Origin of the sequence: Ilumatobacter nonamiensis YM16-303, assembly GCF_000350145.1 — a bacterium.
Lineage (GTDB): Bacteria > Actinomycetota > Acidimicrobiia > Acidimicrobiales > Ilumatobacteraceae > Ilumatobacter_A > Ilumatobacter_A nonamiensis.
On the sequence record NZ_BAOL01000276.1, the window covers coordinates 1 to 8,658 of the forward strand.

The 8,658-nt window shown below is 67.1% G+C and carries 8 protein-coding genes; 4 read left to right on the top strand and 4 right to left on the bottom strand.

From position 1 onward, the window contains the following. Both cgtA and proB read left to right on the top strand, forming a co-directional pair. Nucleotides 1-314 (top strand): Obg family GTPase CgtA (cgtA, locus tag ON45_RS19540; protein WP_040496284.1); only part of this gene is annotated, 314 nt, incomplete at its 5' end. Nucleotides 315-363: 49 nt separating this feature from the next. Beyond that, nucleotides 364-1,449: a glutamate 5-kinase gene (gene proB, locus ON45_RS19545; protein WP_040496287.1), complete on the top strand. Its 1,086-nt coding sequence runs from the start codon at nucleotides 364-366 to the stop codon at nucleotides 1,447-1,449. A gap of 35 nt (nucleotides 1,450-1,484) precedes the next feature. Here proB and ON45_RS19550 read toward each other — a convergent pair whose 3' ends face one another. From ON45_RS19550 to ON45_RS21915, 3 genes are all read right to left on the bottom strand, one after another. Beyond that, entirely contained in the window at nucleotides 1,485-2,267 is a 783-nt protein-coding gene (locus ON45_RS19550) for a PspA/IM30 family protein (protein ID WP_040496289.1), read from the bottom strand. Between the two features lie 9 nt (nucleotides 2,268-2,276). Next, entirely contained in the window at nucleotides 2,277-3,863 is a 1,587-nt protein-coding gene (gene murJ / locus ON45_RS19555) for a murein biosynthesis integral membrane protein MurJ (RefSeq protein ID WP_040496290.1), read from the bottom strand. A gap of 72 nt (nucleotides 3,864-3,935) precedes the next feature. Further along, on the bottom strand, nucleotides 3,936-5,324 hold the full coding sequence (locus ON45_RS21915) for an AAA family ATPase (RefSeq protein ID WP_051063442.1): 1,389 nt from the start codon (nucleotides 5,322-5,324) through the stop codon (nucleotides 3,936-3,938). A 53-nt stretch (nucleotides 5,325-5,377) separates the two neighbouring features. Between ON45_RS21915 and ON45_RS19565 the strand changes: the two genes are divergently transcribed. Beyond that, nucleotides 5,378-7,033: a PEP-utilizing enzyme gene (locus ON45_RS19565; RefSeq protein WP_040496291.1), complete on the top strand. Its 1,656-nt coding sequence runs from the start codon at nucleotides 5,378-5,380 to the stop codon at nucleotides 7,031-7,033. Between the two features lie 20 nt (nucleotides 7,034-7,053). On the opposite strand, the gene ON45_RS19570 is transcribed toward ON45_RS19565, so the two are convergent. Next, a complete protein-coding gene (locus ON45_RS19570; RefSeq protein WP_040496292.1) occupies nucleotides 7,054-7,620 on the bottom strand; it encodes a TIGR03086 family metal-binding protein in 567 nt (188 codons plus the stop codon). An 85-nt stretch (nucleotides 7,621-7,705) separates the two neighbouring features. Here ON45_RS19570 and ON45_RS19575 point away from each other — a divergent pair, with 85 nt between their 5' ends. After that, a complete protein-coding gene (locus ON45_RS19575) occupies nucleotides 7,706-8,623 on the top strand; it encodes an AAA family ATPase (RefSeq protein ID WP_051063444.1) in 918 nt (305 codons plus the stop codon). Nucleotides 8,624-8,658: the final 35 nt, after the last annotated feature.

Here is an 8,658-nt window from a genome sequence, read left to right on the forward strand (position 1 = left end):
TGATCGGCAAGATGGCGGCGCATGTCCACGACGCCCGCCAGGAGGTCCGACATGACGATGGACTCATCGTCATCCGACCCGAGCCGAGCGGCGCGGTCGTCGAGCGTCTGGCCGACGGCGAGTTCCGACTCGTCGGTCGCGACGTGGAGCGCGTCGTCGCGCTGAATGACGTGACCACGCCCGAGGCCCTCGCGTACATCGACCACCGGCTCGAGCGACTCGGCGTCCCGAAGATGCTGTCGAAGGCGGGCGCGGTCGATGGCGACGTGATCTGGATCGGCGAGTTCAGCTTCGACTACCAGCAGGACCGATGATCGCGGAGCGCCGGCACCGGTTGACACGTTCGCGCCTGGACCGTCGCTGATGCGCGTCGTTGCGAAGATCGGAACGGCGTCGATCACCGACGACCGCGGCCGGATCGATCACGGCGCCATCGAGCGCCTCGCCGACGAGACCGCGTCGTTGCGGGCCGCCGGGCACGAGGTCCTGATCGTCTCGTCGGGCGCTGTCGCCGCCGGAGTTGCTGCGCTGGGTCTGGACCAGCGGCCGTCGGACATGCAGACCGTGCAGGCGGTGTCCGCGATCGGGCAGAGCCGCCTGGTCGAGGCCTACAACATCGAGTTCGCACGTCACGGAGTGATCGGTGCCCAGCTGCTCGTCGATCCCTATGACTTCGTCGAGCGTCGGCAGTACGTCCACCTCCGAGCCACGATGCATCGCCTGCTCGAACTCGGTGTCGTTCCCGTGATGAACGAGAACGACGCGATCGCGAACGACGAGTTGCGATACGGCGACAACGACCGCATCGCCGCACTCATCGCCAACAGCGTCGGTGCCGATGTGCTCGTGCTGTTGACCGACATGGACGGCGTGTTCACCGCAGACCCGCGACGTGACTCGTCGGCGACCCTGATCCCGTTCGTGGGCGCCGATGATCCGCTGTTGTCGATCACCGCCGACGGCGGCGGAAGCGGCCGGGGAAGCGGAGGGATGGCGAGCAAGCTGACCGCCGCCCGGATGGCGTCGTGGTCGGGGATTCGCAGCGTGATCGCTCGAGCGTCGCGGCCGGGCGTACTGAGCGGTTCCGTGAGCGACGAACTCGTCGGCACGACGTTTGCACCCCACGAACGCGTGCTGTCTGCGCGGAAACTGTGGATCGCGTTCGCCGCGGAGGTCTCCGGCGTCGTGCGTGTCGACGACGGCGCCCGTCGGGCACTCACCGATCGGCCGAACAGCCTGCTACCCGCCGGTGTGGTGGCGACCGAGGGACTGTTCGACACCCGTCAGGTGGTCGAGGTCAGCGGTCCCGACGGAGCGGTGTTCGCCCGTGGGATCGCGTCGACGAGGTCCCACGACCTGGCGCCCGTCCTAGGCCGACACACCAGCGCCCTGCCCGACGGCATGGCGCACACCGTGATCCACCGGGACGACCTCGTCATCCTCGCCTGAGGGTGACGTGACGGGTCAGACCCGCAACGACACGGTCAGCCTTCGGACGGTTGAGCCGCGGTTTCGCCTGCATCGACCGGGCTCGTCGCCGCTCCCGAGTCGAGGCCGAGTTCGGCGCGCAGCTCGGACAGGCGGCTCTGCGCTGCGACGTTGGCGGTGGCCTGCTCGATCTCGAGCACCCGGCTCTCGACGGTGACCTCCTGGAGTTCGGACGACGCCTTCGCCTTCGCATAGCGCGCCTCGATCTTCTCCTGCACCTCGTTGAACGTCGGAACGTCGTCGCCGACGCTCTCGGTGAGCGACGCCATGGCGGAGTTCATCTCCTCCTGCATCTGCGCCTGGTCGAGCTGGCTCATCAGCTTCGACTTCTCGGCGATCTTCTCCTGGAGGAGGCGGGAGTTCTGCTTGACCGCAGCCTTGGCCTGGTCGGCGGCCTGGGTGGACTCGAGGACCATCGCCTTCAGGCTCTCGACGTCGGACTCGAGTGAGATCAACTTGTCGGCGATCGTCTCGGCGGCGTGGTTGTACTCGACGGCCTTGTCGGTGTTGCCGGCCTGCTGCGCGTCGTTCGCCATGATCAGCGCTTGACGGGCGTTCGCGTTGAGCTTGCCGAGCTCCTCCATCTTCTTGTTCAGACGGATCTCGGCCTGTTTCTGGTTGGCGATGACGTTCGCGGCCTGCTCCTTGAGCCGCTTGTGCTGGCTGTGTGCTTCACCGATCGCCTGCTCGAGCTGCACCTTCGGATCGGCATTGGCCTCGGCCCGGCCGCTGATCTTCGCGACGAAGTACTTCCACTGCCTCTTCAGGTACTTGAACATGCGGTCATGCTAGTCGGAGGCCTCGGCGCGGCGTCCCGGGATCCGACGGCGGAGCGCGTCGAGTTCGGGCGCGCCCATCAGAGCGAGGATTCCCGAGTAGACGATGACGCCCACCACGGCGCCGGCACCGACACGGAGCAGCGCCCCGCCACCGCTGTTGCTTCCGAGGAGCCGTGCGACGAGCCAGACCGCCTCACCCATCAGCGCCGCAGCGACCACCATTCGGGCGAGACTGCCGAACACCGGGCGCATCCCGAATCCAGGCACCTTGTAGCTCAGGATCTGCAGGACCCACAGCGCGCTGATCACGTAGGCGAGCGCGAACGAGGCACCGAGCCCGAGCACGCCGTAGGTTCCGACCAGCGCGAACGCCAACGCGATGTTCAACGCGTTCTCGACGACGTTGACCTTGAACGCCGTCTTCGTGTCCTGATGCGCGTAGAACGCGCGCAGGACGAACAGGTAGATCGAGAACGCGCCCAGACCGAGCGCGAGTCCGGCCAGCGCTCGGGACGCCTCGAGCGCGTCCTGCTCCGTGAAGTTCTTGTACTCGAGTGCCAACCCGATGACCGGACGCCGCAGGACGAACAATCCGACGCCGGCGGGAATCGTGAGCAGCGCCGTCATCCGAATTCCGAGCGATGCCGACGCGATGAAGTCGGCCTTCGATCGTCTCGACACCGCCTTGGCCATCTCCGGCTGGAACGTCGTCGCGATCGACACGCCGAGCAACCCGTGCGGGAGCATGAAGAACGTGAACGCCGCGAGGTAGGCCGTCGCACCGGACGATCCGGGCTCGGTCAGGTTGCGCACGACGGTGAGCGCGACGATGTTGGCGGCGACGAACCCCAGGGTCCAGAACGACAGCGAGAAGAGCTTCCTCACCGCTGGATGGCGCGGCTTCCACACGAAACGGATGCGCAGACCGGCGTGCCACGCGGCCGGCACCAGCACCAGCGCCATCGACGCGATGCCGAGCGTCGCCCCGAGTCCGAGGGTCAATCGGACCCGAGTGTTGTCGAGCACGTCGGTGAGCACGTAGCCGTCCGTGCCGAGGTCGGGGAGTGACAGCAGCGTCACGATGATGATCACGTTCGGCAGGATCGGGCTCCACGCAGCTGCGAAGAACCGGCGACGGCTGTTGAGGAAGGCGTTGGCGAGTCCGGTGAGGCCGTAGAAGAGGATCTGGATCAGGAAGATGCGGGCGAGCGTCGTGCCGACCGACCGGAAGAGATCGGGATCGACGTCGGCGTCGACCCGTTGAGAGAAGAGGCGGAAGATCAGCGGTGCGGCGACGACGGCGATCAGCGTCGTGGCGGCGATCAGCGCGAGGGCCATCGACACCACGGCGCTGCGCGCGTCGTCGTCACGTTGTTCGTCGAATGACGTGAAGAGCGGGATCAGCGTCGCCGACAACACCCCGCCGACCAGCAACTCGTAGACGATGTTCGGGGTCTCGTTCGCCAACAGGTAGGCGTCGCTGACCGCCGTGCCACCGAGGACCGCGGCGAGCACCGCGAATCGGGCCAGGCCGGTGATCCGTGAGAGCGCCGTCCCGGTGGCGACGACCAGGTTGCTCCGGAGCAGCCCGCTCACGTGCCGGCCGTTGCGTTCGCCAGCGCGGCGGGATCTTGCTGGCTGCTCATGTCGGCCCGACGCTACTTCGACTCAGTCGACCGGATGGATGTCCTCGGCGGTGAGCCTCGTCAGTTGCTCGTCGGTCAGGTCGTCGATGTCGGCCAGGCGCAACGCGTGATGTCCGACCGCTGCCTCGAACACGTTCCGGACGAACCGTCCGTTGCCGAACCCGCGGCCGCGCGGCTCGGCATCGATGACCTCCTCCAACCGGGAGACCCCGGATGCGTCCAGGTGGTACTCCTTGGCCGACGAGATGAGCGAGAAGATCGCGACGAGCTCGTCGGTCGAGTAGTCGGGAAAGTGAATCGTGCGCGTGAATCGACTCTTCAATCCGGGGTTGGCGTCGATCAGCTCCTGCATCTCGGCGGGGTATCCGGCGGCGACCACCGACAGATCGTCGCGGTGGTCCTCCATGAACTTGACGATCGTGTCGACGGCTTCGAGACCGAAGTCGTTGTCGCCGCCACGTGCCAATGCGTACGCCTCGTCGATGAGGAGTGTCCCGCCGATGGCCGACTCCATCACCTTGCGCGTCTGCGTCGCCGTCTGTCCGACGAATCCTGCGACGAGCCCCGAGCGGTCGGTCTCGACCAGGTGCCCTCGGCTGACCACCCCGAGCGAACGGAAGATCTGCGAGAGCAAGCGAGCGACGGTGGTCTTGCCGGTGCCCGGATTGCCGCTGAAGACGAGGTGTTTCGATGTCTCGATGGTCGGAAGATCCCGGTCGGCGCGCATCTCCTGGATCCGGAGCAGCGATGTCAGGCGCCGGACTTCCTGTTTCACGTGGTCGAGGCCGACCAGGGCGTCGAGTTCCGCGAGCAGCTCCTCGATCCGCCGTTCCGGCGCGAGTTCGACCGCTTGGGCGCCGTCGGGTTCGTCGCTTCCGACGGCGCCGACCTCGGCCCGGACCGCAGGCGTCGCGGCATCCGGCCGCCCGGGGCGAGGAACACCGTGGTCGTCCATCGTCCGGAGGAGCAGGGTCCGAAACCGGTCGAGTGCGACCAGCTCGGCCTGGGAGGGCATCGGATCGACCGCTGCGGTGGCGTGCGCGAGCACCATCGCCAGCGTGTAGTACCGGTTGGCCCGGCGCCGGGCATCCTTCGCGTCGGCCTTCACCAACAGGTCGAACATCGTGCTGGGCTGTTCGAGCCACCGTGCTCGTCCGCCGAACGTGCCGTCGTCACGCAGCGTCTGTGTGGACACGATCATCGGCGGTGTCAGTCGGGGACCGATCGACTCGAGCCACGCGTCGAGCTCCGCGTTGCTGTGGCGTCCGTCGGCGTCGATGAAGGCGGCGACCAGGTTCGATGCTTCGATCACGCACTCGGGGCGATGATCGGCTCCGCCCGACAGCTCGTCGAGGATCGTGGCCAACGCCTCGATGAACTCGTCGGCAGCGTCCTGGAATGCCTGACCCATCGCCGTGAGACTACGCAGTCGACGCTCGATGGCCTGCCTGCGAAGATGAGGGGATGGCGCCGACCCGCTGGGACCCACCCGGACCAGGAACGTGGGAGCGCGACAGTTCGCACTTCGATCGAACGGTGTCGCGACCGATGATCGACCTGATGGAGGACGCCGCCCCGGAGGGAATGCGTGAAGGGTTCGACCTCATCGGCGCACCCTTGGCGACCATGGACGTCCGATTCGTCAACGGGCAGATGTATCGACGGCTCGTCCCGATCATCGGAGCGAGCGGGCGGGGACCGTCGACACCCCCGCCGCCGTGGTTGATGCGCTCGGTCTTCGCGATCCACCCGCGGCTGCGGAAGCGAGCGCGAACTGCCGAAGCATCGCTGGATGACAAGCGGTGGAGGGACGAAGCGGACCGCTGGGAGGTCGACTGGAAGCCGTCGATCTCGGCGACGAACAGACAACTCGCCGCTGTGGACGTCGCGGCGGTGTCCGATGAGCACCTCGCTGACCATCTCGATGCCGTGTTCGCGCACTTGCGGACGTCGTTCGTGCTGCACTTCCGCCTCCACATCAGCGACCTCGGACCGATCGCGCTGTTGCTCGATCACGCCGAGGAGTGGGGGATCGACGCGCGCGAGGTGATGGCCGTGCTCACCGGGGCGTCGCCCGCGTCCAGCGCTCCCGGCGACGCCCTCCGACCGTTGGCGCGCGAGGTCGAGACGGCCGGAAGTGCTCCGGTCACGCTCGACGACGTGCGATCGATCGGCGATCGTGCCGCCGGCCTGCTCGACGACTTCCTGCTCGAGTACGGGACCCGCTTGACGACGGGATACGACGTCACGGGACTCACACTGGGTGAGATGCCCGACGTGATCATGGCGATGCTGCGCGACCCGCGGCTGCTGGACGACCGGACGGCGGCTGAACTCGCAGTCGAACGGGGTGATGAAGCGCTCGCGATCCTCCGCGAGACGGTGCCGGCCGGTCGTCGGGGCGAGTTCGACGACCTCGTCGCGGACGCTCGTCGCCTGTACGGACTGCGTGACGAGAACGGACCGATCACCGCTGAGTGGCCGCTGGGAGTTCTCCGCACTGCACTCCTGGAGACCGGTCGGCGGCTGGAGGTCGCGGGAAGAATTCAGCAGCCCGATCACGTCTTCGACCTGGCGGCGGCGGAGCTCTCCGGGTCACTGCGCGGAGAGCCGGGACCACGAGCCGAGGCGGTGTCGACGCGGCACGGGATTCGAATGGAGCGCGCGGACTCGCTCGCGCCGGCCTTCCTGGGCCCGGAGCCGATCGAACCGGACCTCGACGGCTTGCCGGATGCGATGGGCCGCATGATGAGGATGACGGTCCATGCCGTGTCGCTGCTCGAGGCCGACCTGGCTCACGGTGAGATGCGTGGTACCGGGATCGGTACGTCGACCTACGTCGGTCGGGGGCGCGTCGTCGCCGACGCGAACGAGGCGATCGAGCGGTGCGAACCAGGTGACGTGCTGATCACACGCTTCACCGCACCGACGTTCAACTCGGTGCTCAGCATCGCCGGCGCGGTCGTCACCGAGCAGGGCGGCCTGTTGTGCCACGCCGCCGTCATCGCACGCGAACTCGGAATTGCGGCGGTGGTGGGCGTCCCCGGCGTTCTCCAGATCGCCGACGGGGCACAGGTCAAGGTGGACCCCGTCGCGGGTTCCGTCACCGTGGTCGGCTGAGCGATGCCGAGCCGGCGGCTTCAGCCGCGGATGCTGGTTCGCCCGGCGAACGCGACGAACTGATCGACAGCGCTCGGTCCTGCCGGGGTGGTCTCGGGACCGAAGATGCCGGCGCCGCGGACCATGTCCGAGACCGGTTCAAGGTTCGCCTGTGCTTCCGACGCGGTGGCCTCGTCGATTCCGGGGGCGATGCCGGCAGCGTCGGCGATGTCCCAGGCATGCGTCAGCGGATCGATCCATACGGTGCCGATGAAGTTGTCGATCGGCATCTCGCCGAACGGTGTCGCGGCGACGGTGTCGAGCGTGCCCGGATGGTCGAGCGCGGCGAGGCAGGCGTCGACCGACCTGCAGATCGTGGCCGCGGGATCGGGTCCGGCCACCTCGGCCTCGGGTTGCTCGATCGGTGCGTCGCCGAATCCTGTGGTGGCCGTGATGTTCTGCAACACCCACGAGGTGTGTCCGGCGACTTCTCGGGCGCTCCACCCGCTGCAGCACGACGGGTTGTCCCACGCATCGCCGGGAACCCGCACGGCGACGTTGCGCAGGATGTGCACGGCGCGCGTGAACTTCTGGAGGTTGGCGCTCATGTGACCGACGTTACGTGACGCGTGACCCCCGAGCGACGATTCCGATTCCGGTCGCGCATCTACCGAGCGGTAGGTTCGATGCGGTATGACGACCACCGACGAACGCCCCACCACGCCTTTCGACGCCGAACCGCGATTCGAGAGCGTGCAGCAGGTGCGCGACGCGCTGCGCGACGCCCAGTACCTGGCCGATGACGGGATCGCCGGGGTCGCCTACCTCGCCGACCGTTTGCAGAAGCCGATCCTGGTCGAGGGGCCTGCCGGCACCGGCAAGACCCAGCTGGCGAAGTCGGTGGCCGAGATCACCGGAGCGAAGCTGATTCGTCTGCAGTGCTACGAGGGACTCGACGAGAGCAAGGCGCTCTACGAGTGGAACTACAAGAAGCAGCTGCTCCGCATCCAGACCGAACGCGGCGAGACGGAAGAAGCTCACGACTGGACCGACGTCCGCGAGGACATCTTCTCCGACGAGTTCCTGCTCACCCGACCGCTGCTCGAGGCCATCACCGCCGACGAGCCGGTGGTCCTTCTGATCGACGAAGTCGACCGCGTCGAGGTCGAGACCGAGGCGTTGCTCCTGGAGATCCTCTCCGACTACCAGGTGTCGATCCCCGAACTGGGCACGATCGAGGCCAAGCAGATTCCTCTCGTGTTCCTGACCTCGAACAACACCCGTGAGCTGTCCGAAGCCCTGAAGCGGCGCTGTCTGTACCTCCACGTCGACTACCCGCAGCTGGAGCGCGAGAAGGAGATCGTCCTCGCGAAGACGCCGGGGATCACCGACAACCTGGCCGATCAGGTCGCTCGGGTGGTGCGCTCGATCCGCCAGCTCGATCTGAAGAAGAGCCCGAGCGTCTCCGAGACACTCGACTGGGCGCGCACGCTGATGCTGCTCAACATCGAGACGATCGACGAGCAGACGGCGAAGGACACGCTGAACATCCTGCTCAAGTACCAGACCGACATCGCCAAGGCCGCCAAGGAGCTGACCGTCGATGAGTGACCGCGCCATCCGGTGTCAGACACCCGATGGCACAC